The sequence below is a fragment of the Vibrio sp. ABH4_348 genome (genome assembly GCF_056159765.1).
In genome coordinates, this window is the sequence record NZ_JBSWVW010000001.1 from 2,805,040 (window position 1) to 2,831,738 (window position 26,699).

13 protein-coding genes are annotated in these 26,699 nt (G+C 45.5%); 11 read left to right on the top strand and 2 right to left on the bottom strand.

Annotated elements, in window-relative coordinates:
• Window positions 1-294: 294 nt before the first annotated feature.
• The 11 genes from ACXAFJ_RS12865 to recG all read left to right on the top strand — a co-directional run bounded on the left by ACXAFJ_RS12865 (window position 295) and on the right by recG (window position 25,248).
• Entirely contained in the window at window positions 295-12,555 is a 12,261-nt protein-coding gene (locus ACXAFJ_RS12865; protein WP_475323857.1) for a beta strand repeat-containing protein, read from the top strand.
• Between the two features lie 16 nt (window positions 12,556-12,571).
• Window positions 12,572-12,853 (top strand): DUF3467 domain-containing protein, encoded by a 282-nt coding sequence (locus tag ACXAFJ_RS12870; RefSeq protein WP_475323858.1) that lies wholly within the window; start codon window positions 12,572-12,574, stop codon window positions 12,851-12,853.
• 8 nt (window positions 12,854-12,861) lie between these two features.
• Complete coding sequence (locus ACXAFJ_RS12875; protein ID WP_475323860.1) at window positions 12,862-14,667, top strand: HlyD family secretion protein; 1,806 nt, start codon at window positions 12,862-12,864, stop codon at window positions 14,665-14,667.
• Window positions 14,664-16,787 carry a site-2 protease family protein gene (locus tag ACXAFJ_RS12880; protein ID WP_475323861.1) on the top strand — a complete coding sequence of 708 codons (2,124 nt, stop codon included), beginning with the start codon at window positions 14,664-14,666 and terminating at the stop codon, window positions 16,785-16,787. The genes ACXAFJ_RS12875 and ACXAFJ_RS12880 overlap by 4 nt, the downstream gene beginning before the upstream one ends.
• Window positions 16,780-17,652, top strand: a complete 873-nt coding sequence (locus ACXAFJ_RS12885) for an efflux RND transporter periplasmic adaptor subunit (RefSeq protein WP_475323862.1) — start codon at window positions 16,780-16,782, stop codon at window positions 17,650-17,652. The genes ACXAFJ_RS12880 and ACXAFJ_RS12885 overlap by 8 nt, the downstream gene beginning before the upstream one ends.
• Before the next feature lie 33 nt (window positions 17,653-17,685).
• On the top strand, window positions 17,686-19,047 hold the full coding sequence (locus ACXAFJ_RS12890; protein WP_475323864.1) for a TolC family protein: 1,362 nt from the start codon (window positions 17,686-17,688) through the stop codon (window positions 19,045-19,047).
• Window positions 19,048-19,189: 142 nt separating this feature from the next.
• The gene (gene gmk, locus ACXAFJ_RS12895; RefSeq protein ID WP_475323865.1) at window positions 19,190-19,813 is read left to right on the top strand and encodes a guanylate kinase; all 624 of its coding nucleotides are present in this window, start codon (window positions 19,190-19,192) and stop codon (window positions 19,811-19,813) included.
• A 78-nt stretch (window positions 19,814-19,891) separates the two neighbouring features.
• A complete protein-coding gene (gene rpoZ / locus ACXAFJ_RS12900) occupies window positions 19,892-20,164 on the top strand; it encodes a DNA-directed RNA polymerase subunit omega (RefSeq protein ID WP_475323867.1) in 273 nt (90 codons plus the stop codon).
• A gap of 35 nt (window positions 20,165-20,199) precedes the next feature.
• On the top strand, window positions 20,200-22,320 hold the full coding sequence (gene spoT / locus ACXAFJ_RS12905; protein WP_475323868.1) for a bifunctional GTP diphosphokinase/guanosine-3',5'-bis pyrophosphate 3'-pyrophosphohydrolase: 2,121 nt from the start codon (window positions 20,200-20,202) through the stop codon (window positions 22,318-22,320).
• A 52-nt stretch (window positions 22,321-22,372) separates the two neighbouring features.
• Window positions 22,373-23,059: a tRNA (guanosine(18)-2'-O)-methyltransferase TrmH gene (gene trmH / locus ACXAFJ_RS12910; RefSeq protein ID WP_475323869.1), complete on the top strand. Its 687-nt coding sequence runs from the start codon at window positions 22,373-22,375 to the stop codon at window positions 23,057-23,059.
• A 110-nt stretch (window positions 23,060-23,169) separates the two neighbouring features.
• The gene (gene recG, locus ACXAFJ_RS12915; protein ID WP_475323871.1) at window positions 23,170-25,248 is read left to right on the top strand and encodes an ATP-dependent DNA helicase RecG; all 2,079 of its coding nucleotides are present in this window, start codon (window positions 23,170-23,172) and stop codon (window positions 25,246-25,248) included.
• 35 nt (window positions 25,249-25,283) lie between these two features.
• On the opposite strand, the gene cysQ is transcribed toward recG, so the two are convergent.
• Both cysQ and nudE read right to left on the bottom strand, forming a co-directional pair.
• A complete protein-coding gene (gene cysQ, locus ACXAFJ_RS12920) occupies window positions 25,284-26,111 on the bottom strand; it encodes a 3'(2'),5'-bisphosphate nucleotidase CysQ (RefSeq protein WP_475323872.1) in 828 nt (275 codons plus the stop codon).
• A gap of 21 nt (window positions 26,112-26,132) precedes the next feature.
• Window positions 26,133-26,681: an ADP compounds hydrolase NudE gene (gene nudE / locus ACXAFJ_RS12925; protein ID WP_475323873.1), complete on the bottom strand. Its 549-nt coding sequence runs from the start codon at window positions 26,679-26,681 to the stop codon at window positions 26,133-26,135.
• Between the last annotated feature and the right edge of the window lie 18 nt (window positions 26,682-26,699).

Here is a 26,699-nt window from a genome sequence, read left to right on the forward strand (position 1 = left end):
CTCCTCATTTCCCAAACAAAACACGAGAATGCGAATAATTATCATTTATATTGATACAGATCAACATCCAATTGCATAGATGAGACGAGGCGGTCAATTCTCAAACAGATTTAAGAAACTGGTTTTATATTTGTTGTGAATACTGAGTAGCACAATTGAGAAGATTGTCAAAAAAGTGTGCTAATACATTGATTGGCTGATACTAAAGTTTGATTTCTATTCCACTTTTTTATCTAATTTCATACGGAAAAATGCACGTATTGCGTAGAACAGCGGCAAAGGGAACACAATAAAATGCTCAACCATCGTCAGTCGAAGAAACTTGCGTTAAAGCCAGTTGGAAAGCTAGTAAAAAAGTTTATCAATAAAAAAAGCCAATCTAACCCAACTGCATCCCCTAACGTTGCTGTTCTTGAGGCAATGGAACCGCGTCTTCTCCTCTCGGCAGACACCGCGTTAACGTTTAAAGAACTCTATTCCCTTGAGTTCAATTTAAAGCAACAACTTGCGTTTTTTGAGTCCTACTTGGACCAAGTCGAAGGGATTCAAGCACTGACAAATCATAATGAGCAGGCACCGTTCCTAAACTTAAACCACGAAGCCAACGGTTTAAGCGGTTCCATTGGCAATGCATTAGATTACAGCAAGCTGTTTGCTGACTACGTGAAGTCACCTTTAGGTGAAGTACAGATAAACTCTTCATCGGGCTTACTAGAAAATAGTCTTTTACCTAGCTTAAACGATGTAATGATCAAGCAATTAACGGATGGTGGAATACTCAAACCGTTACAAGAGCGCTTCTCAGACGCATTGAATGAAACAAGGTGGGATTATAACAACGACTCAATAGATGAAACTCAATGGTCATCGGACTGGTTTCGAGCCCAACTTGAGTCAAAATTAGACAGTAAACTTCACGCCATCGGTGGAGACGCAACGGTTACTGTAACTCCGACGATGTCAGGCTCAACCGTCTCATCCTTAACCTTTGGCTTTACCATATCTAAGGCTCAAACCTCAAAAGCTGCTGACCTTGATCTTTCGTCACTAAGTGAAGATGGGTTTTCTAAACTCGGTTCAACATCGTCTGCCGACATTGCCGTCGAACACCAAATCAAGTTTGATGTAGATATCAAATTGCAAGACATCGTTAACAAAGTAGAAACAAAACTTGAGAGCAATAAGCCGATCTTTAACGCTTCTACTGAAGCGATCACATCGAGTGACAATATCTTTTTCAAAAATCTATCTATCACTTCGAATCTCAATGTTTCTGCCGATCTTACAGGGCAAAGCCTCCACTTAGGTCTATTTGAGTTTAAGGTTGGTGATGGTACGTTAGGCGAGAACCAAGACAAGGAAATAGATTACGCAGTTAAAACCCAATTGGACTGGTCACAAACTATTTCCAACCAACTGCTTGCCAATGGTCTAACAGAAGAGCAAGCCAGTCACTTTACTGCCACCTTCACCAAAATCATTGAGAATAACCAAACTCAAATTGTTGATATGCCACTTTCAATGTCTGGAAGTAATATCGTCGCAGGCTTAGCATTAGGCGCTGATCCATCTATTTCAGTTTCAATTGATGAGTCTAGTTCTGGGTTGGAAAGCCTAACGACAGCATTTACCGCCAATCTGAAAGAACTGTCCATGGTTAGTCAGCACGCTGTCGCGGATGCGCTCAATGGTTTAGGGCAACGAATTGATGCTTTGTTTGCCAACGAAGGTTTGGAAGTTTCCTTACCTTTCCTTGAAGAACTAGGCTTGGCGGACAATTTAAAACTGGGTGATGCGTTTACCGAAAAAGTCGTCAAACCGTTAATTTCGGATCTTCCTAACCTTGGTCTGACGGAATCTATAACTCAACAAACTGTCGACGAAGACGGAAAAAAGCAGATTGTCGAAGTACAGTCTTCAGGACTCACAGAGAACTCCAGCTCTGACGTTTTGAGCACAAAATTAACCAAGACGTTTAGAATTGAAATTGCGCTAAGTGATGGCACAACTGACATATTGACGTGGAAACCAGGTGATAATGGCGAGCACGCGATTGAATCTTTAACCGCGTTAGTGGCAGTACTCAATAACAAGCTTAATTCATCGAAATTGGCAAATCGCGTTAGTTTTGAGGAGCACTCTGTCAATGAGGGAGAAAACAACTACAAAGCGATTAAATTAGTTGCATCTAATCAAAACACGTCTTCAATCACCATTAAAGACCCTGGTATTCTCACCATTTCAGACATGACTGAGACACTTGCTGAATCTCTAGGGCTAACCGACCAACTCAATTCGTTATCAGATCTTGCCGATCAGCTCAATCTCCGCGTAGAAGACAACGCCATGAAAATTGACTTGTCGTTGTTCTCAAATTACAAGCTCGCTGAAACGTCATTTGATACCAATTTGTCATTTGGTGATCTCGCCGGATTAAGCTCATCAGCAAAATTTTCTGTCAACGCCGATCTTGCGTTGATGACCACCATTGGTTTTGACTTTACTCCACTAGGCCAAGATTCTGAAAACTCCATCAACCAAAGCACCAAGTTATCGGACTTGAAGCTCTGGGATGAAAGCTACAACGGCCATGTAACTGAAGATTTGTTAATAACCACCGCCAACGGCGAGATTTTTACTCTGCATATCTCCGAGACCGATACCATCGAAGAACTTATTGCTAAAGTCGAAGACTTGAGCAATTCGTTGTCTTTACAGTTTGATGCTGAGGGCCAAAATTTCATCTTAACCGACAGCAGTGCAGCAAACGGCGAGCCAGTATTAAACACTAACCTGCTATCTGGCTATCCTGAACTGGATAGTGCCAACGGAGGTAAAGGTTCGGGGAAGGCTGAAATTGTATTACATCCTTATCAAGCACCTGCAGATTCAGAAGAACAATCTCAGTCAATCACAACTAAGACGATGTTATCTGAAAGCTACGAAGCAAGTGATGCGTTCACTTTACTATTCCAAATCGGTAAAGCTCAGCCGCAATATATCACGGTGCCATCGGAAACCAATCGCTCTACTGACAATCTTATTAAAAAAATTAATGAGAAACTTGCCACGATCACTTACAACGCAAGTGAGCTGGGATTAAAGGACAACCAGTTAAAATCGGATAGCGTTACACTCAGTGAGATATTGACCGTTAAGGCTCAAGGAACGGCAATCAAGTTTGCTTCAGATATCACTGCTGTGCTCGCACCCAATGCATCTGGCTTTGAAGTCAATCAAATACTTCGCTCACCTATAACACTTTCTAACGCCAACTTCTCTGCGATGGGAATCAATGATTCTCCTTTGGCTCTGTTACTTGGTTTGAACGGTTACGGCGATAGCCAAGGAAAAATAACGGGGCATGCGATACATGGTGAAAATTTTGGTGATCGAGTCTTCTTAGAAGATACCTCCGTATCGGCATTATTGGATGTCAATTTGGCAGGTAATGACACGCCAATCGATATCGAAGGCAATGTTGGTATTGTCGGCATTAAAGCGAAAATTGATGAGGGCTTCATTTCACTTGGAACACTAATAACGTTAGATGATGATGACAATGGTAAGTTCACCGTCAATGAGTTTAGAGAAGCAGCCAGCTCTGGTGAGCTTGCATCTAAAGTGAATCTTGAATTTTTCTCGGGTCGCGAATCTGGTGAGTTTGCCAAACTTACTTTAGGCTCGATTGAGGCTCAAGCCGGACTAGGTTTGAACTTTGACAATTTAGATATTGGTGTGAGCTTAGAACTACCTACTTTTGAAAACGGTAGCCTAGTGTTGCCAAGCCCTGAGCTCAACCTACCAACTCTAGATGGTTTCGATGGTCTTTCATCATTGTCCTTCTCCCAGATGGTGGAAGGCTTGCAATTTGTCATGGGGACCCTAGATCAACAGCTGAGTGCTGGCTTCTACGACACTACTTTGCCGCTCCTGAATCTTAGCCTAAAAGACATAATGGATTTCACTGGCGACTTCGCTGCCAAACTCGATGCTGTGATTGAAAACCCGAACTTGGGTTTAAATGCTATCGAAGTAGAAATCGAAAATATGCTCAAAATTCCTGACGAAGCATTCGATTTAAGGTACGTGTCCGACCACGATGGACTCGGCCCTGTCATCTTATTGGATATTAATTACGAGTTAGTCGATTACACCAAAGAAGTCGCCCTGAACCTAGACTTAAAAGAGCTTGCGAAGAGTGTCGACAATGATGCCGTCCGTACCATGCTTGAAGGTGTAACAAATTTGGTAAGTGCCGGTGCCAGCGGACAACTCGACCTAGCGCTAACTGGCGGTTTATCGACTCTAATGGGGATTAGGCTTCAGCCAGGAGCGACTCCTGCTCAATTAACGACGCCGCTAAACCTACTCAATGATGGAAGAGGACTTTCAACCAATGGTAATAGTGGCAGTGACTTAAAATTCACACTGAAAAGTGGGGAAGTGATCGAGTTTGATGTCGATACTGTATTAGCTCAAGACGACGCTACCCTTGAAACACTAATAACAGCGATAAACGAGTTAGATAGTACTAAGCTTAGCGCCGAACTTGTCAATGGTAAGCTTCAATTTACTGACCTGACAGATACTCAACAACCCAATCTTGGCCTCTCTGACATAGGGCTCTCTACTGGATTACAAACACTAGACTCAAATGGTGTGTTGAAATCAGATTTAGCTGGTACGTTTGACGCAAGTGAAGCATTTGAAATCGGGCTCCAGCTCAATGATGGAACAACCTATCACATTGCTCTTGAAGCACAGCAAAATCGAACCGTTACTCAATGGTCGGAGCAAATCAATAAAGAACTATTAACAGCATTTGCCGACAAGCAAGATTTGGGTGGCAATAACAGCGGGAAGATCTTGCTCAGCCAGTTTATCACTGTAGACGCCGATTCAACTCAACTGACACTCTCTCTCGACAAAACGAAACTAGAAAAGTTAGGTCTTACGACACCAAGTCTTACATTGACAGAAGTATCCAATACCAACGCAACTCTTTTAGTTGAGAGTATTAATAACAGTCAAGTTGCGGCAGAACTTGGGTTAGACACTCTATCGCTTGACAATGAAAAGTACCTCTCCAGTGCAATCAATCTCGCCGACAATAACGAAAGATTTTTTGTTGAAGCTGATAAAACCAAACTTTATGTTAATGCCGAAGTCAAAGGCGAAAACCTTAATTTCCAAACTAATTTAGGTGCACTGGAAATCGAGGTCAAAGATGGTACTGCAAAACTATCTGGTGACGATGCTCAAGGACTCAAAGCAAATGAAGATGGATTTACAGTTGGTGGTGATGACAACAAACTTGAATTCAAGTTTGGGCTAAAAGATGAAGGAGATAATCGTCTTTACTTTAGTGAATTAGAGAATTTCAACAGTAACTTCATTGAAGTAGGCCTTGATGGAGCAGCAGAAGCAGTTCTTCCCGTCTATGTCATGGGCGCAAGTATCGGCGATATCGTCGTGAACGTAAGCGATATAGCTAATGCTGACGACAATCAAGTTATCGATATTCAAACACCTGATCTTGCAGCAATAATCAAAGACCTTAATTTTCTAAACAACCCGGAAATCCTCATCAGTGGTTTGGACGCTGTTTTTGCAAGTTTAGATAAAATTTTGACCGATTCTGTCTTTGGTTTCGAGATCCCAATCATCGGCAGTGCACTTGAAGAATCCGGTAACTTCGTTTCAAAATTAAGAGATGCGATAGTCCCAGCCCTGTGGCAAGAAGTCGAAGAATTCAAGCTAAACAACCCTGGGGTTCCGCCTACCACTTCAACGATTATTGCGAGCGTTCTTGAAGAACAGCTAAAGCAGCTTGGTTGGAGTGGCGTATCAGTCACTGGTAATGAAAACCTTGATAGCAAGTCAGTTGACTTCACAGTGGCGTTCGAAAAAGAGATTTTCTCGGCAGACATCAACCTTGATGCGGATCTTGGGTTCCCTGGTCTTGGCTTAGAAATCAACGACGGCACCGTGGGCTTTAGCGCGACGGCAGCAATGGAGTTTGGTTTTGGTTTCGGTTTAGAAAATGGCTTCTATATTGATGCTGGAGCAGATGACTTAGATCGCAACGAATTAGAAATAAAGCTTGATGTCGATTTCAGTGACTTTGCCACTGGGCCTGATGGAATTAGCGCCAGTTTAGGACTGCTGCAAGCCGAACTTCGCAATAACTCTCAATCTCTCAATGAGACTGACAATAAAGCCACCTCTTTAACCGGAACAATCGGTGTTAATCTAAACGCCTATGACCCGAACCAAGATGGCATCATGACCTTTGACGAATTAAAAGGTCAGCAATATTTGCTTGAAGCTAAAGCAACCATCGATACCGTATTAAACGTATTACTTGCTGCCAAGTTTAATGATGCATTGCCAATCAGCTTGCCAGCTATCAGCACAAATCTATATCTAGACCATACTTATGAACGCATTCTGTATGGCGAAAAACCTGCAACGCCGCTTAACGAAGTCCATGCCTTTGAACTTCGTGACATTACATTGGACGCGGGACAATTCCTATCTGGGTTCTTAAAACCAATTATTGGCTACGCTGACAAAGCCATAGACCCAATTCGTCCACTCATTGATTTTATTACCATGCCACTGCCCGGAGTCTCCGACATTGTGGGCAATTTGTCTCTGTTAGATATTGGTAAATTAGCTGCGCCGTACGATCCAAAAATCCAAACAACGGTTAAATTCGTCGAAACTGTGGCACAAATTAGCGCACTCATCGAAGCACTGAATTCACTCGAGGGCGATGTCCAGCTTAAGTTTGGTACTTATGATTTTGGCACCACAAACCCATTCACTGGCGGTCTCAAAGAGCACAAATTCGATCTCGCTAACCTAGAAGGCGGTCAGATTGATTTTAGCAATCCATACAATGATCTCGGTGATGCAGGCGAAAAGCTAAAAGCAATGGGGGGAGTGGAAACCACTAACCAAAGTTCTTCAAGCTCCACCAGCAAAAGTGGCCTATCAATTCCACTTCTGACCAACCCACTTAACGCACTTAAGCTATTGAGTGGTGACATTGCTGATGTGGACTTGTTCCTATGGCACTTGCCATCATTTAGCTTCCAATTCAATCATCACATTGGCGCGTCAGTCCCGGGCATCCCTAAAGTAGGGTTAGATGTCGGCGTTAATTTCTTCGTTGATATGGGTATTGATTTTGCGTTTGGTTATGATGCAAGCGGCTTTGTAAAAATGATTGAAAGTGGCAATGCGAAATACGTGTTGGACGGTTTCTACATCGCTGATTTCATTGATGGCAAAGAAAAACCAGAGGCATGGTTCAACACTCGCATTGGTATGAATGCAGGTGTGGACTTGGCATTGTTTAAAGCTGGCATTTCAGGCTTTTTGAACGGTACCCTTACCGCCGATCTTTATGATCCGAATGGTGACGGAAAAATAAGGGCTGGCGAATTTTACAAAATCATCAGTGAAACCCCTCAATATCTGTTTGATATCGACGGCAAGATTACTGCAGGAATCGATGCATATTACGAAGTAAAAATTCCATGGTTTAAACCGTGGAAGTTCTATATGAAAACCATCGCTAAAGACAGCTGGTCAATCTTGCCTGAAACCACGATTGTCGACTTCTCTCATGGTTACAAGCCACAGGTCAGTCTTGCCGATAAGAGTGATAATGGAACTCTGACAATCAACTTAGGTGACTACGCCGATCAGCGTGTTACCGGTGATATGACAGACGGAAACGAAAAATTCTATATCTCCCAATCAGGTGGTACGGTCAGCGTTTTTGCTGAGTATTTTGGTGATGGTAATACCGCTCAGACCTTTACTGGGGTCAACAAAATCATTGTCAAATCCGGCGCGGGCAATGACCACGTGGTCTTTGATGGTGTCACCGCAGACATCGAAATTGATGGCGGTGTGGGTGACGACATTTTCTACTTAGGCGGTACTGTAGAAGATGGCAACAACATTGCTTTCAATAAAGCTAACTACAACTCTGTGCTTGGTAAAACAGCCAATAGCGCCTCTACCGGTAATGTCACGATTCGCGGAGGTGAAGGTAATGACATTATTATCGGCGGTAACGGTGTTAATACCGTTTATGGTGGAAACGGTAACGACCTGATCTTTACGGGCTCAAACAACGACATAATTTACGGTGAAAAAGGTGACGACCAAATCCTATCTGGCGCTGGTAATGACACGATTCACACTGGTCATGGTAAAAACACTGTCTTGGCAGGTACGGGTAACGATGACGTTACTGGCGGCTCAAGCGTTGACACCATCATTGGTGGTCTAGGAGCAGATACCCTTCGTGGTGAAGGAGGCAATGACTTCATCATCGGTGATGATGGCGAAATCACCCAAAACCATGTCCACTCTGAAAGCAATTCAGGTGACAATGATAAAATTTATGGTGGTGATGGCAAAGACTTCATCATCGCAGGTCTTGGTGACGATGAAATTCATTCAGGTTCAGGCGACGACGTCGTTATAGCTGACCTGGGTACTATCGGCCTTGGGGTCACCAACTTCACCACTGCAGTCACCTCGATTAATAACGATACGTTAGGTGGCAATGACACGGTTTATGCTGGTTTCGGTCAAGACGTCATTCTCGGTGGCGCTGGCAATGATGAACTGCACGGTGAAGATGGTGTCGATGTCATTCTTGGTGACAACGGTTACGTTGAAGGACCTGATGGCGCCCAATCTTTGGGTCAATTTGAAATAAGCACCAAAGCGTTCAGTACCTCTATCACCAGCCAAGACAAAATATTTGGCGGAGACAGTCGAGACATACTCATTGGTGGTGCCGGAACCGATGATATTGATGGTGGAGAAGGCAGCGATGTTATTTTGGGTGACCACGGTGAAGTGTATCGACAAACCACTGCGAGCGCATCATTCACAAAAATAGTGTCGTCTTCAAGCGATCTGGATAATGATGATGCCATAAACGCTGGCAACGGTAGTAACGTCGTGATTGGTGGCGGTGGTGCAGATACCATTACTGCTACCAGTACCGGCTCTGATGACCAAACCGGTAACAACGTTTTATTGGGTGACTACGGACAAGTACTACCTGCAGGTTCTACCATAGGCAATAGTCCAGTTGCGGATATTCAAACAATTGATTCTTTGAAAGGCGGCAACGACACTATTACCGCTGCAAATGGTAGAGACATCATTCTTGGCGGTGCAGGCGACGATACCTTAACTGGACAAGACGGCGACGATGTCATTCTAGGTGACACAGGTTCGGTCACTCGAGATGACGCTTTGTACGTTTTAGAGGCCAAGTCTGACAAAACTCAAACATTGGCAGGTAGTGAACAAACTGCACCAGAAGGTAATGACACACTCCATGCCGGTAGCGGTAACGACCTCTTAATTGGTGGTTCAGGCCTCGACGAGATTAACGGGCACGAAGGCAATGACTTAATCGTTGGCGACTATGCACTATTCAAAGCTGCAACTTACAACGAAGACAATGACACCACAAATGATCGAGTTCTAAAAAGCCTCACGACCACTGACGGCATGAAAGATACCCTCTATGGCCATTCAGGCGATGATCTCATCATTGGTGGCGCTGGCAATGATGTCATCAACTCGCACGAAGGTAATGACATTGTTCTTGGAGACTCTGGGGAAATTGCTCACACCTCAACGTTTAAAGATGATGCCGATTTAGAACGAAAAGTTCTCGATACGCTGAGTTTTGCTAGCGCTCAATCCATTGAAGAAGAGTTAGGCGGCGATGACACCATCACCGCGGGTGCTGGCAATGATACCGTGATTGCAGGTACGGGTGACGATACTGTAGACGGCAACGAAGGTGTTGACGTGATTCTAGGTGATCTTGGTATTGTGACGCCAGCAAATGGCGCCACGCCTGAAATTATCGCTCGTAATTACACACATGGTGGTAAAGACACGCTAAATGGACACGACGGCAATGATGTCATCATTGGTGGTGGTAACCTAGCTGAAGCCAGCAACGAAGACACCATTGACGGCGGTACTGGCCACGACATTTTATTGGGTGACAACGGTCAAGTAACTCGCGCAACAGAGCAAGATGGCTGGGCCATGTTAGCTGTGGAATCCACCGAGGAAGAGTTTGGCGGTAACGATATCATCACTGCGGGCACTGGAAACGATACAGTTATTGCCGGTACGGGTGACGATACTGTAGACGGCAACGAAGGTGTTGACGTGATTCTAGGTGATCTAGGCATTGTAACTCCAGCTAACGGCACCACACCCGAGATCATCGCTCGCAACCACGCTAACGGTGGCAAAGACACGCTAAATGGACACGACGGTAATGATGTCATTATTGGCGGTGGCAACCTAGCTGGGGCCGGTAACGAAGACACCATTGACGGCGGTACTGGCCACGACGTTTTGTTAGGTGACAACGGTCAAGTGACTCGTGTAACAGAACGAGATGACTGGACCATGTTGGCCGTGGAATCCACTGAGGAAGAGTTTGGCGGTAACGATATCATCACTGCGGGCGCTGGCAATGATACCGTGATTGCCGGTACGGGTGACGATACCGTTCATGGCAACGAAGGCGTTGACGTGATACTTGGTGACTTAGGTATTGTCGTACCTGCCAATGGCACGACTCCTGAAGTAATTGGCCGCAACCATGCCCTTGGTGGCAAAGACACACTAAACGGTAACGATGGCAATGACGTCGTCATAGGTGGTGGCGACAACGATGTCATTGATTCAGGTAATCATGAAGACATCGTTCTTGGTGATAATGGCCAAGTTACTCGTTCTACTGAAGCAACTGGGTGGTCCAACCTAAAAACAGAAACTACCGAGCAAACATTTGGCGGCAATGACACCATCACCGCCGGTGACGGTAGAGATATCGTTATAGGTGGACAGGGACAAGATACCATCTACGGCAATGGTGGAAACGACGTTCTGCTTGGTGACCTTGGTATCGTAGTACCAGCAGATGCAAGTAACCCGGATATTATCTCTCGCGATGCAGAGATTGGTGCTAATGACGAAATCCATGGTGGTGCTGGCCATGATGTTCTTATTGGTAGTGCTGGACGCGATACGCTAAACGGAAACGAAGGTAACGACGTTATCTTAGGGGATAGCGGCCAAGTCACAAGAAACACCAATGACCAACTGAGATTTGTTACGACAACACAAATAACTATTGGTGATAATGACACCATTACTGGTGGTTCTGACAATGATGTTGTCATCGCTGGACTTGGTGACGATACCGCCTATGGTAATGAAGGTTCAGACATACTCATCGGAGATGGCGGTACTCAAACCCACGATAACAATTGGATAGCACGCGATATGCTTTCTACCGATTTTTCGATTGGTGGCGATGACCGCTTGATCGGTAATGAGGGTGACGATTTTGTAATTGGCGGTATTGGCAGTGATTACGCCGAAGGTAACCAAGGCAGAGACGTGCTCATTGGTGACCAAGGACAAGTCACGTGGGAAGCTAACGGACACCGTAAACTCGCACAAACCCTCGTTGAGTCTCGCTCTGTTTCAACCCAAAAAGGATTTTCGGATGACGAACTATGGGGTGGAATTGGTGACGACAATCTTCTAGGTGGTCGCTTAGAAGATAAGTTATACGGTGGTCTGGGTAGTGATATTTTGATCGGTGACGAAGGCAATATCATCTACAAAAACGATAAAGAGTTTATCGCCCAGTCTAAAGAATCATTCTCCGGCCGTGCCGATGTGATGCATTTAGGGACATCCGCTGGTAACCCAGAAGGTGTAGACCTCTCACCAGACTTCTTGTTGGGGGGTGAACAACCTAACTTTAACTATGCAGATACGAATCTCGACATGATTTTGCATGAAAATGCTCACGTTGAGATCAGTCCAGATCGAATTGCTGAATGGGAAGAGCCGCCATTCCTTGGGGACCCAATTTCCACTACAACCGACGATTTCTTTGCAACGCCGGGCGAACTCGACAACCTTCTCAGCGAGACCAACTCAAATTCTGAACGTGAAATTTCAGAAGTTAACGTGGTTACAAGTGGTACGGAAAAGAAAGATAAGTCGCAAAGTCTTCAAGCCAACCAGCGCCAAGGCTTAGTAAATACCGCTGAATCCAGAAGCCCACAATTAACTGCCATAGAGTCAACTTTAGAGTCCACTGCTGAAAGTCAATTTAGCCAGATTCTTGGAACTTCAGAAACCGTAAGTTCCGAGCTCGAAGCGAATTCAGCTTCTCCCCAAGTAGAGCCAACTAACGCTGGTCTTCGCAATAGCAGTGTTGATGGTACTTCGCCATCAAAACAAACAGATTCTGGCTCTCAAACAATAGAAGCCAGCAACGAACCCGTTAATCAAGAGCAACCTGATAATACCCAATCTAACGATAGTGAAGAGTTACTACCTGATCAGGTCAATCACCTTTACTTCGATACAACATTGGGTATTTGGGTTATGGGCTCGCAAAATAGTGCGCCAGTAATTAATAACACTTCAGTTAACAATGCGATTCGAATCGTATAGCAAAAGGACAGAGAAAATGTCAGACGAAAACAAAGCTTTGAATGAACAAGCAAACAAAGTGAACTGGGACGATTCTGAAATGCGTTCTACCTATGCCAACGTTGCAAACGTGGGTAGCACATTGGAAGAATTTATGTTGCTTTTTGGCACGAGCCAAAATTGGAACGGTTCACAAGAGAACATTGAAGTGAAATTAAGCGATCGCGTGATCATGAACCCGCGTGCGGCTAAACGTCTATTTTTGCTGCTAGGTAACGTGATTCAAGATTACGAAAACAAACACGGCCAAATCAAATAGTAATGAATATGTCTTCACCCAATACTGTTCAAGATCTATGGCGAGACTTCTTTGAATCTTCTGATTCAAAGAAGTTTAGTGAAGCCTGGGTAAAAATAGTTGAGCACCAGTTACTGGTTTTGGCGAAAGTCCAAGTTTCTGCTTCGTTGCTCGCATTAGCCAGTACGGAAAGTAAAGACTTTCAAACAGTTTGGGCATCTTCAGTTGACGTGAAGACATCGCCCGCCTTCTTACAGGCGGGTGAAAAAGCGATGGCTAAGTTGGCTCCAGTCATTCAGGAAGATAACAAGCAGGCGCTGTATTTTGCATTTCCACTTACCGCTTACGAACAGCTGTTAGGGGTAGTGGTTTTTCAGTTGCCAAGCACTTCGGATGTCAACTCGGTATTGCGAGTTGTTCAATGGTCGTCTTCAGCCTGCACACATCGATTAGCACCTCCACTACAAAGTGGCCACTCAGATTTATCGTCGCTTAGCCATATGGTCAGCTCATTGACTAAAGCACTAGACAACCCGAGAAAACTCGACGATCAGATAGAATGGGTATGTGAGCAAATCAGACGTGAATTTGAGCTGCAGCGGGTCATGCTTGTCATTACAGATCACAAGGCAAACGTGATACGAAACGTATCTTCGATCAGCGGTAAACTCCAAAGCAATGCTGACCTGCACGATGCACTTGGTGTGTTAATTCACCAGGATGTGACGAACACCGACTATCACTCGTTTGCTCGAGACATCGATGAGGTTTCAACCCTAATCTGTCAATCAGACAAGGCAAATTGGGCAAGCTGGACTGGGGAGCAAATCTCTACACTTACCGTAAAGCAGCGTGCTTTTTGGATTATTACTGGTCACGATTCGCTTTCTGCCGATAAAGCGACTGTGCTAACTGCGCTCACATCAGCTTTGGTGCCACTCATTGCCAATTTACACGCGCATTCTCAAAGTCTTCCTGTCCAAGCCTTGCAAAAAATGATTGGTAGATTTTCCCCAAATAAGCTGCGCCAAACTAAAACACTGTCGGCCGTCCTAACTATGTTGGGTTTGATTGTGTTTTTGTTTTGGCCGACCGACTACCAAATTATCGCCGATGCAGAAATCGCTGGGAAAGAGACCCGAATTATTTCTGCTCCTTTTGATGGCTACATCGATGATGTGATGGTCCGCCCTGGCGATAAAGTTCTAGCATCACAAACGTTATTGCAGCTCGATACTCGTGATTTAAGACTGCAATTGATGGATCTCAAAGCTCGCTATATCGAAGTGGTTCGCAAGCGTGATGCTGCTCGTGGTGAGCAAGACGTCGCACAATCCAATATTTTAGATGCCGCCCGCGAACGAGTAGAAACGGAAATTCGCTTGATCAATGAAAAGCTCAAGCGGTCAAGTCTCGAAGCGCCCTACAATGGTTACATCATTGATGGTGACAAAATTGACGCAATAGGCACTCCAATTCGCCAAGGGGACGTTTTATTCAAGTTATCGCCACTTGAAAACTTTCGACTCATTATTCACGTAGAGCAAGATGACATTGAGCAAATCAGGGTGAATCAAACTGGCGCCGTACGTTTTGTTCCACTTCCTCACAGTACGTTTCCGCTAACCATCGAAAGAGTGACGCCCATTGCTGAGTCCAAAGATGGAAAAACCATTTATCGTGCTGAAGCGAAATTGGATCAATCAGTCGAGACTTTGCGTCCGGGTATGAAAGGTGTGGTAAAAATTGCGACCGAGCAGAAAGCGCGTATCTGGAATTGGACTCATAAATTCTGGGGCTGGTTGCGCTTAAAAACATGGGCATTTTTGCCATGAGCGATGAAACATGGGAGCGTATTGCCTCTAGTCGACCTTTATTAAAATCAGGTATTGAGCGCTCGGTGCACCATTACCGCGGTCAGCCATGGTTGGTACTCAGAGAAGCCGATACTCAGCGTTTGTTTAGACTACCCCAATCGCTTGGAGTGCTTTTGCAATGGTTTGATGGCAAACACTCTCTGCGACAAGCTTTCGAAAAGTTTACAGATTTACAATCAGAGAACACGATTGAAAAAGAGCATTTACAGGCGTTGTTGTTCCAGATGGAATCGCAAGGTCTACTAGCAGGGCTGAATCCAACGGATGTGAAGCGCCTCTCCGAGAAGCGCAGTCGACAACGACGACTGCAATTGTTTTCAAAATACGGCAATCCCATCTCATTCAAACTCCCATTACTCGACCCTCAAAAATGGGCGTCGCCATTGACAGCGCTCGGCAAAGCCACGTTTAGTGGCCTGGGTTTATTTCTTTGGACTTCAATCGTATCAATCGGTGCCTTGGTCGCGGCTTTTAACTGGTCAGCCATTACCGGCAATCTCAATGACCAGTTTTTTTCCATGGAAAACGCGGCATTAGGTATTGCCATGTACGCGCTGATTAAGGCGGTGCATGAATTCGCTCATGTCTTAGCGATCAAACGCTATGGCGGGCAATGTAACGAAATTGGCTTGTTGTTTATCGCCTTTATGCCCGTGCCCTACGTTGATGCAGCTCGGGCCTCAATGTTAAGTAACAAATGGCATCGATTCATTGTAAGTGCAGCTGGGGTGCAATCTGAGTTACTACTGGCAGCCATAGCGACCATGATTTGGGCGGCGGCTGAACCCGGCATATTACGTGCAGCCATGTACAACATTATGATGATAGGCTGGATCAATACTTTGCTGTTCAATGGCAATCCACTTCAGCGATTTGATGGTTACTTTGCACTTCAAGATGCCGTGGAACTGCCCAACCTAGCTACGCGCTCAGCAAAACACTATTCCTACCTAGTCCAGAAGTACGCGTTGGGCAAAGACGTCGCTACACAATCATTAACGACTACACGTGAAAAAGTGTGGTTCTCTGTGTATTGGCCTCTGTCATGGCTCTACCGAACCGCTATTTTGCTCACAATTGCCTTGTACATCGCTGAGCACATTCCATTTATTGGCTTCGCCCTAGCAAGCTGGACACTAGCACAAATGTTCATTATGCCGTTATTCAAGCTAGTCGTGTTTTTCAAAACTCAACGAGGTCAGTCCACCCCGACCAAAGTTTACGTTCGTTCAGGTTTATTCGCCGGATTCATTGCAGCGTTATTGTTTTTTGTGCCTGTGCCCAACTCAACGGTTGTAGAAGGCGTAGTGTGGCTAGAAGAGAATGAACAAGTCAAAGCCAAAGCCAGTGGCTTTATTGAACAATGGCCCACTGCACCAGCAGAGAATGTCGAATCAGGTCAGCTCATAGTGAGGCTTATTGACCCTCTTATTCAAACTCGACTAGAGGAGAAGCAAGCCTATATTCGGCAGTTAGCGCTCCAAGTTGAAGCTGACAATGTCGACGATAAAGTACGAGCGTCGATTTCTCGAGAAAGATTGCAACAAGCGCAACAAGAAGCACAAGAGATCATAAATCAGATTGCCGATTTAGATCAGGTAGCGCCAGTTGGAGGCAGTTTTGTCCGCTTACCAGGTCAGTTTCCAACAGGAAGCTACGTGCGAAAAGGTGAGTTACTGGGCGAAGTTCAACCCAAGGAGTTCAAGCGTATTAAGGCACTGATTCCTATGGATCGAATCGACCTATTGATTGAACAAGATCGAGGAGTCTTGGTGCGCCCACAACATCATATTTGGCAATCCTATAGTGCAACAATAACTCAAGTCACACCAAACTCGACTCAAACTCTGCCGAGTAAAATATTCTCCACCGACGGCGGAGGACAATTCGCGTTGGTCGACGCGAATGCACTCACTACCAACCAATACTTTTATGTTGCAGAAATTATGCTTGATGAGCCACAACCCATTTTCAGTGGAGAACGTATGCATGTTCGTATTGAACATGACAACAGCTCTGTTTTTGAATTGGCTTGGCGACAAATAAGACAAACCTTATTAAGGAGATTAGATGTTTAAACGTTGGCTTTTATGCGCCTTTCTTCCACTGAATGCCAATGCGTCAAATATCGCTTGCCAAGTTAATGCGAGTGAATGGCTCGAGTTGGCATCACCAGTCTCTGGCGTTGTTGACATTGTTCACGCAAAACGCGGGGAATGGGTCAAGAAAGGTCAACCACTGGTCTCGCTAGAGAGCAGTTTAGAGCGGGCCAACTTGGCATTTGCAACCAGCCGCTATAATAGCGAAGGTCTTATCAACGCTCGTGAAGAGCGAGTGAATTTCGAACTCAGACAAATGGCCCGCAATAAAGAAGTGATGGACAAAAACATCATTTCAGCACAACAAGCCGACGAGATAAAAACGGCATTGGCGGTAGCCGAAATGGAATTACTCGAAGCACAAGAACAGAAAAAAATGTTCAAAGACGAGCTTGCCATTGCTCAAATCAACTTGGACCAAAAAACCATTCGCAGCCCAATTTCAGGCGTAATTGTCGAGAACTTAGTTGGTTTAGGCGAGCAGGTAAGTGACGAACCGATCATCAAAGTGGCGCAACTAAACCCTTTGCATGTAGAGGCCAATTTACCTGCCGAATACTATGGCCAGATTTCGATCGGCTCCCCATTGTCTGTCCAACTGTCAAATTCTAACCAGCATCAGCATCAACTGGATGTCATCTTGGTTGACCCGGTCATTGACCCTAGAAGTCACACCTTTACCGTTCGAATGCGACTCGACAATGCAGAAAAACAAATACCAGCGGGTACCAAGTGTCAATTGACACTGCCAGAGCTAGCAAACATTCAGAATAAAACCACAGCAGGTTCAGATGAACAAAAACTGCTTGATGAATTAAACCAAATAACTTCAGGCGAATATTAGTCAGCCTAAATTCAATTAGGGATGTAGAGAATCATGAACAAGACATCTAAAGTTGCACTTTTTGTTGGAATGGCAATTTCAACAGCAAATGTCAGTGCAAATTCACTAAAAGATGTGTACTACCAAGCAATAGACAACAACCCGAGCTTGTTGATTGCGGACGCAGCGTACAAGGAAGCAAATTCGGCCCATACAAGCGCGATTTTTGGTTTGCTACCTCAAGTCAACTTTACCTATGACTTCGAAGACATTACGCAAGAACTCATTCGAACCGAAAACCCAACCTTCAATACCGGGCGAGGTTCTTTTGACAATGAAATCCGCACGTTTTCAGTGGTTCAGCCGCTGATTGATGGCACTTTATACGCCAATATTGAAAAGGCAAAATACACTCGTAACCAGCTAGCTTCGTCGTACAAACAAGCTGAACATGCTGTAGCATTTCAATCCATTGAAACCTACCTAATGGCATTGGCCAGTTATGATGCCTACCAATTAGCCCAAGCTGAATATGAAGCAATCAACGAGCAGTTCCAACAACTCGATGTTAAGCGCCAAAGTGGCCTGACCGGCACCCAAGAATTCGAAGAAGTAAAAGCAAAACTTCAAGAAATAAAAAACCAAGTGATACAAGCTGCGATAAAGGTCGACTTAGAATTTAATGAACTCGAAGCGTTAACAGGGACAGCTATCGAAACCATTCAACCTATGAGTGGCGATGTTTTGCTAACAAGAATGGAAAGTGAGGACCCCACTTACTGGTTGGAAAAAGCGAGACTACAAAATCCTGAATACATCGCTTTGGAGTACGCCGCAAAAGCAGCAAAAAGTGAACTTTATAAGCAAAACGCTAAGCTATTACCTAATGTGGAGCTGCGAGCAACAAACCAGTATCGTCAAGTTGGTGGTTCACTATTTGGCGGTGCGTCGGAAAGCCGAGAAGAGACCATTGTCGTACGCTTTAATGTTCCTATTTTCAACAGTACGGGTTCTGGTTATCAACACGGAGAGTACTCACAAAAGTGGAACAACATTCGCTTCCAAATTGACGATTTAAATCGTCAATTAAATCAGCAAGTCACTGCTGCGTTGCTACAAATAGACGATAGCATCAGACGCGCACCAAATTTGAAAGCTTTAGTTGAAAGCCGTGAGCGAATCGCAGAGGACAGTAAAAAAATGCTGGAATCCGGACTTATCACCGCTGATGAGCTATTGGATGATGTGAGTCAGGTATATAGCGCCAAAAGAGCATTACTCGCATCTCAATACAACTACCTGTTGAGCGGCGTCCTCTTACATCAATTGAGTGGTGAAATTAACGAGCAGCATATCCTGCAAGTTGATTCGTTATTTGACTCGTCAGCAGTGGCGATATCTCGCCCTAGCTTGTAAAGCTAGTCTCAACTTGAGAACAGAGGCGAAGTTATGCTAATCTTCGCCTCCATTTTTTGGTCGAATTTTCGTCCATCACTCTTGCTATCATTAGTCAAACAAACCGCTTTGGTTTGCTTCAAACTTCTATGGAATTGCAAATATGAGTCAAGGCACTTTATATATCGTTTCCGCACCAAGTGGCGCAGGTAAATCTAGCTTGATCACTGCTCTGTTAGAGACCAACCCGACTTATGCAATGAAGGTGTCGGTTTCTCACACGACTCGTGGAATGCGTCCTGGAGAAGAAGACGGCGTTCACTATCACTTTGTGCAAAAAGAAGTGTTCGAAGACCTAATCGAGAAAGGCGAGTTCCTAGAATACGCAGAAGTATTTGGTAACTACTACGGTACCTCTCGCGTCTGGATTGAAGAGACCCTAAACAAAGGGATTGATGTCTTCCTAGACATTGATTGGCAAGGTGCTCGTCAAATTCGCAAGCAAATGCCACTGGCAAAAAGCATCTTTATTCTACCGCCTTCAAATGGTGAGTTAGAAAGACGTTTAACCGCTCGTGGCCAAGATAGTGAAGCCGTGATTGCTAAGCGTATGGCAGAAGCCAAATCAGAGATTTCCCACTACAGTGAATATGACTACGTCATCGTAAATGATGAATTTGACAATGCACTGTTAGATTTTAAATCAATTATTCGCGCGGAGAGATTGAAGCAAGACAAGCAAGCTGCTAAATATAAAGGTATGCTTGATGCGCTATTGGCTGACTAGTTAAATCTAGCCTCATTCTAGATTTAACTGTACAATTTCCCGTCATTTACCCGTAACACAACTAATTTTGGAGTCCTCATGGCACGCGTAACTGTACAAGACGCTGTTGAGAAAGTCGGCAATCGTTTCGACCTAGTTCTAATCGCGGCACGCCGCGCTCGTCAAATGCAAACTGGCGGCAAAGATTCCCTAGTACCAGAAGAAAACGACAAGCCAACGGTAATCGCCCTTCGTGAAATCGAAGAAGGTTTGATCACCAAAGAAGTGCTAGATGCACGTGAGCGCCAAGAGCAGCAAGAGCAAGAAGCCGCTGAACTTGCCGCTGTGAGCAGTATTGCCCACGGTCGTTAATCTGACATCCACACAATTGTATTTGGGCCTGAAGTTTGTATCTATTTGATAGCCTCAAAGATGTTGCCCAGACATACCTGACAGAGCCTCAGATTGAGGCTCTGCGTGCATCTTATGTCTTGGCAGATAAAGCCCATGAAGGGCAAACTCGCACCAGTGGTGAACCTTACATTATTCACCCTGTCGCGGTCGCAAGGATTCTCGCGGAAATGCATTTGGACTTGGAGACACTCCAAGCTGCCCTTTTGCATGATGTCTTAGAAGACACCGAGGTTGAAAAAGAAGAACTGGAAGCTAAGTTTGGCAGCGCCGTTGCCGAGTTAGTGGATGGGGTTTCTAAACTCGACAAACTGAAATTTCGCGATCGCAAAGAGGCCCAAGCGGAAAACTTCCGCAAAATGGTGCTGGCCATGGTACAGGACATTCGCGTTATCCTGATCAAACTGGCCGACCGCACCCATAACATGCGCACTCTCGGCGTCCTTCGCTCCGATAAGCGCCGCCGTATTGCTCGTGAAACCTTAGAAATTTATGCTCCGCTAGCCCACCGAATTGGTATTCACAATATCAAGGTTGAGCTAGAAGAGTTGGGCTTTGAAGCTCTATACCCCAACCGCTATCGCGTTCTCAAAGAAGTGGTGAAAGCGGCGCGCGGTAACCGTAATGAGATGATCCAGCGCATCCACGATGAAATAGAAGGTCGTATCAAAGATGTAGGTCTCAACGCTCGTGTTGTGGGTCGTGAGAAGAACCTTTACTCCATCTACAACAAGATGAAGACCAAAGAGCAGCGCTTCCACACCATCATGGACATCTATGCCTTCCGAGTGATTGTCGACACCGCAGACACCTGCTATCGCGTACTTGGTCAAGTACACTCGTTGTACAAGCCACGTCCCGGTCGAATGAAGGACTACATTGCGGTTCCCAAAGCCAATGGCTATCAGTCAATCCATACCTCCATGGTTGGCCCTCATGGCGTTCCTGTCGAAGTACAAATCCGAACTGAAGACATGAACCAAATGGCCGACAAAGGGGTTGCCGCGCACTGGTCTTACAAAGAAAAAGGCGATCGCTCTGGTACTACCGCACAAATCAAAGCACAGCGTTGGATGCAGAGCTTGCTTGAGCTGCAGCAAAGCGCGGGGAACTCATTTGAGTTCATTGAAAACGTAAAATCTGATCTGTTTCCAGATGAGATTTACGTCTTCACGCCGAAAGGTCGAATCGTTGAAATGCCAGTTGGCGCCACTGCCGTCGACTTCGCCTACGCAGTTCATACCGATGTCGGCAATACTTGTGTCGGTGCGCGAGTGGATAGGAACCCTTATCCACTCAGTAAGTCACTGAAAAACGGTCAAACGGTTGAAATCATTAGCGCTCCGGGTGCCCGCCCGAATGCAGCTTGGCTTAACTATGTGGTGACATCTCGCGCACGTACTAAGATCCGTCAGGTTCTGAAAACCATGCGTCGTGATGATTCAATTACGTTAGGTCGTCGCCTACTCAACCATGCTTTGGGCGAACTTTCGATTTCAGACATCGAACAAGGCAACTTAGATCACGTGTTAAACGATCTGAAAATGCAGAGTTTGGATGACTTACTTGCTTCCATTGGTTTAGGTGAGCGCATGAGTATCGTGATTGCACGTCGCTTACTTGGTGATGCAGACGAGCTTACCGAAGTAGAAAGTGAAGATGGCAAGCCACGTAAGAAACTGCCAATTCGCGGTGCCGAAGGCATCTTGCTGAACTTTGCTAACTGTTGCCACCCAATCCCAGACGATCACATTATTGCGCATGTCTCACCTGGTCGAGGCTTGGTTATTCACCGTGAAACCTGTGCCAATGTACGCGGCTACCAAAAAGAGCCTGATAAGTACATGGCAGTAGAATGGTCAGACGATTACGAGCAAGAATTCATTAGTGAACTGGCTATCGATTTGCAAAACCGCCAAGGCGTATTAGCTGAGCTGACTAATGTAATTTCACAAACTGGCTCTAACATTCATGGCCTTGCCACTGAAGAAAAAGATGGCCGTTTGTATACCGTCACTGTGCTACTAACCACCAAAGATCGTGTTCACCTTGCGGGCATTATGCGTAAGCTTAAAGCGATGCCACACACACTGCGTGTCCGACGTCGCCGCAGTTAAATCTGTTACCGCCCCAAGCCATACTTGGGGCAATCTCACCTGAAGTACCCCTATGAGTCCAGAACGCTACCAACGCATTTTAGAAGTCCTCAATCAACGTCAACCTGACTTAACCTTGTGTCTAGAAGAAGTGCATAAGCCTAATAATGTCTCGGCGATTATCCGCACCGCAGATGCTGCAGGTTTACACAAGGTACACGCGGTTTGGCCAACTGACTCCATGCGAACCTTGAGTCACACTTCAGCTGGGGCACGTAATTGGGTTGAACTGGAAACACATGACTCTGCTGCTGAAGCCATTCAGGTTCTTAAAGCGGATGGTATGCAGGTCGTGGCAACTAACTTATCAGAACGTGCTGTCGACTTCCGAGAAATCGACTACACCAAACCAACCGCTATCGTACTGGGTAACGAAAAGCACGGCATTTCCAAACAGGCTTTAGAGCTAGCGGATCAAGATATCATCGTGCCTATGGTCGGTATGGTGCAGTCTCTCAATGTTTCCGTAGCCAGTGCCATCATTCTTTATGAAGCACAGCGCCAACGAGAACTAGCTGGAATGTATAATAAGGATACCTGTCCGCTTAAAGAACAAACCGTGCAACGCATTTTGTTTGAACGCGGCCATCCTGTTCTCGCTAAAGTGGCTAAACGCAAAGGACTGGCCTATCCCAAACTCGATGAACAGGGGCAAGTAATTGCGGATCAGGCTTGGTGGCAAGAAATGCAACGCAAGTAACATTCAATCATCTCCGAATCTCGCTAGCCCTGCACCAACCACACTTTAGACTGTACAAATACACAGCTCTTTGATTAACTACCAATAGTAAATCAATAAGAGAACTCGTTATGTCTCAGCTACTTTCTGCCATTCCATTAACAGAACTCACGGGCGTGGGTGCTAAGGTGGCTGAGAAATTGGAAAAAATTGGCTTGAGCAATGTTCAAGACCTGCTTTTCCACCTTCCTCTGCGATATGAAGATCGCACTCGAGTTTACCCAATCATTCAGCTCCATGCTGGCTTATGGGCTTGTGCTTCCGGTCAAGTGAAGAGTGTTGATACCTTGTTTGGCCGTCGTAAGATGCTTGTGGTCAAAATCAGTGACGGTAATGGCACCTTAACTCTGCGCTTTTTCAACTTTACCGCAGCCATGAAGAACAATTTTTCAGAAGGCAGGCAAGTCACCGTCTATGGCGAAGTGAAGCGCGGTCAAATGGGGGTTGAGATGATTCACCCTGAATACAAGTTTACTCGAGACAAGGAAAGCGCCGCGCTTGAGCAGACATTGACTCCCGTTTATCCCACAACTGATGGTCTGCGACAGAACACATTAAGAGGCCTCACTGACCAAGCGCTATCTTTACTCGAACGTTCTGCGGTACAAGAACTAATGCCTGCTGGTATGTACGATCAGCAAATGACATTGGCTGATGCGCTAAAAGTCATACACCGCCCTCAACCAGATATCGATATTCACGCTTTTGACGCAGGAGCTCATCCAGCGCAACGACGACTAATTTTGGAAGAATTACTCGCACAAAACTTATCGATGTTAGCAGTGAGAGAACACGGTCAAAAAGACGATGCCTTTGCAATGCAAAGTGCTGATGAGCTTAGAACTCGTTTTCTCGATGCGTTACCTTTTGAGCCAACGGGTGCTCAAACTAGAGTAGTTAACGATATTGAGCGCGATCTTGGTAAACCGCACCCTATGATGCGTTTGGTGCAGGGTGATGTAGGCTCAGGTAAAACACTTGTAGCGGCACTTGCTGCGCTCAGAGCCATAGAAAATGGCTATCAAGTCGCGTTGATGGCACCAACCGAACTGCTTGCTGAGCAGCACGCGGCCAACTTTCAGTCTTGGTTTGAACCCTTGGCTATCAAAGTCGGATGGCTCGCCGGAAAGCTCAAAGGCAAAGCTCGTCAATCTCAACTTGAAGATATTCAAATGGGATTGGCCAAAATGGTGGTCGGCACTCATGCCTTGTTCCAAGAGCAAGTCAAATTCCAAAATTTGGCTTTGGTGATCATTGATGAGCAGCATCGATTTGGTGTCCACCAGCGTCTCGAACTCCGTGAAAAAGGCAAGCAACAAGGAGTTTACCCGCATCAACTGATTATGACGGCCACGCCTATTCCACGAACATTAGCCATGACGGCTTATGCAGATCTAGAAACATCGGTGATTGATGAACTACCGCCGGGGCGCACTCCGATTCAAACCGTCGCGATACCCGATAACAAACGAAATGACATTGTTGAGCGCATTCGTCACGCCTGTTTAGAAGAGAACAAACAAGCCTATTGGGTGTGTACACTGATTGACGAATCAGAGCTAGTGGAAGCACAAGCTGCCGCCGATACCGCAGAAGAGCTTCAGACTTTACTACCTGAAGTAAAAATTGGCTTAGTACATGGGCGAATGAAACCTGCTGAAAAGCAAGCTGTCATGCAAGCGTTTAAAAACCATGAACTGCATTTGTTGGTCGCGACAACGGTGATCGAAGTGGGTGTCGATGTGCCGAATGCCAGCTTAATGGTGATTGAAAACCCTGAACGCTTGGGACTAGCTCAGTTGCATCAGTTGCGAGGTCGAGTTGGTCGAGGGTCGGTAGCCAGTCATTGTGTGTTGCTCTATCACGCACCGCTGTCTAAAACCGCACAAAAAAGGCTGGGTGTATTAAGACAAAGTAACGATGGCTTTGTCATCGCTCAGCATGATTTAGAGATTCGAGGTCCGGGAGAGTTACTGGGCACTAAGCAAACCGGCCTAGCCGATTTTAAAATTGCTGATCTAGTACGAGATCAACAATTAATTCCAGAAGTTCAACGTATTGCTCGATATATACACGAGCAATACCCTGATAATGCTAAAGCCATCATTGACCGTTGGTTAGGAGAGCGCGATCACTACTCCAATGCCTAAGATCTGATTTAGAGCTTCTTTTAACTGAGTGGCAATTAGCTCTTTTCTTGCAATATGTCGTGCCAAGGCAAGGACTCATCACCCAAGACAATAAAGTTTGGATTCTCGAGTGTCTCGCGTTCATTGTAAGACAAAGGCTCAAGTTGCGTACTCAAAATACGACCACCGGCTTCTTCGACAATACACTGAGTTGCCGCAGTGTCCCATTCACCCGTTGGGCCGATTCGAAGATAACAGTCCACCGCACCTTCTGCTACCAAACAGGCTTTCAACGCTGCCGATCCCAAAGGTACTAAGTCATAATTCCACTCCGCATTCATACGGCGAGTAATACTATTGATGTTCTGACGACGACTGATCGCCATCGCAATTGCGTGCTCGCTTCCCGGGTGTTGGTGACTTTTAATTCGCACACTTTCGCTTAGATCCGGAATTTTCCACGCCCCCTTGCCTTGATAAGCGTAGTAAGTCACGCCAGAAACCGGGCCATATACGACACCCATCACTGGCTTATTATCTTCAATGAGCGCAATGATAGTGGCAAAGTCACCACTGCGAGCAATGAACTCTTGGGTTCCGTCCAACGGGTCCACCAACCAGTAACGCGACCATTGCGCACGCTTTTGCAAACTGATGTCCGCGGCTTCCTCAGATAGTACCGGGATATCGGGCGTCAATTCGGATAGCTGTTCACTAATGAGTTTGTGAGCCGCCAAATCGGCACTGGTGACCGGAGTTTCGTCTTGTTTGGTGTATTCTTCGTAGTCTTTGTTCTCGTATATCTCGAGAATCAATTGTCCTGCCGAGCGCGCTATCTCTATCACTGAGGGAAGCAGTGGCGACAAGTCTTGGTTATTGGGCATCAAAAAATCCTCAGGCGCGTTTTATGCTTGTAATACTCTAAGCGCCAACATGAGTGCAGTTATGCTCCGTGCTTCACTGAAATCCAAATGGGTGAGTAACTCTTCCGCCTGTGCTAGAGGCCATCGCACAACTTCTAGCGGCTCAGGTTCATCACCTTCTAATTGTTCAAAGTATAGATCTTCTGCAATAAACAGAGTCATTTTGCTGGAAAAATAAGAAGGGGCGAGTACCACTTCTTTTAAAGGGGTTAGCTTGCGGCTACCAAAACCCACTTCTTCCTTTAGTTCTCGATCAGCAGCTTGCTCGGCAGATTCTCCCGGATCGATTAATCCTTTGGGAAAACCAAGCTCGTAACGCTCAGTGCCTGCGGCGTATTCTCTTACCAACAATAAGTCACCTTGCTCTGTGACTGGCACCATGAGCACCGCATTTCGCCGGCTTGGTTTCATTCGCTCGTAAGTGCGTTTCTCACCATTGCTGAACGCTAAATCTAACGACTCAATCGTAAACAAACGAGACTGAGCAACCGTCTGTTTTGCAAGAATTTCTGGAAGTTTAGATTTGGCCACGTGCCGACTCCTTAGCTT